Origin of the sequence: Psychrobacter sp. TB20-MNA-CIBAN-0197 (assembly GCF_040309765.1) — a bacterium.
Lineage (GTDB): Bacteria > Pseudomonadota > Gammaproteobacteria > Pseudomonadales > Moraxellaceae > Psychrobacter > Psychrobacter submarinus.
This window is the reverse complement of the sequence record NZ_JBEOPC010000811.1, coordinates 1-262: the sequence shown is the minus strand read 5'-3', so window position 1 is coordinate 262 and position 262 is coordinate 1. Positions and strand designations below refer to the sequence as shown.

Sequence of the window (262 nt, the reverse complement as noted above, 5' to 3'; positions counted from 1 at the left end):
ATGCTGAGTATAGAAAGTCATTTAGGGAGATTAAAAGGCTTTCATTGGAAAAAGGTGCAATACTATCCAATAAAAATAACTATGAAAACCACCAGTTATTGATAAAGAAGATCTTTAATGAAAATAAAGAGTTAGATTTTAAAATAAAATTACAGAATGAAGCTTTCGAATACTATGAAAAAATCCCTGCATACATAAAAGCAAAACTCAATGTTAACTCTCTAGTAAAATCTAATGAAGACAAATATCATAAGGTTAAAGA

The 262-nt window shown here is 27.1% G+C and carries 1 protein-coding gene; it reads left to right on the top strand.

Features of this window, described 5'->3' with window-relative positions:
- On the top strand, positions 1–262 hold a 262-nt coding region (locus tag AAEY83_RS16105), incomplete at both ends, for a hypothetical protein (RefSeq protein WP_351060605.1).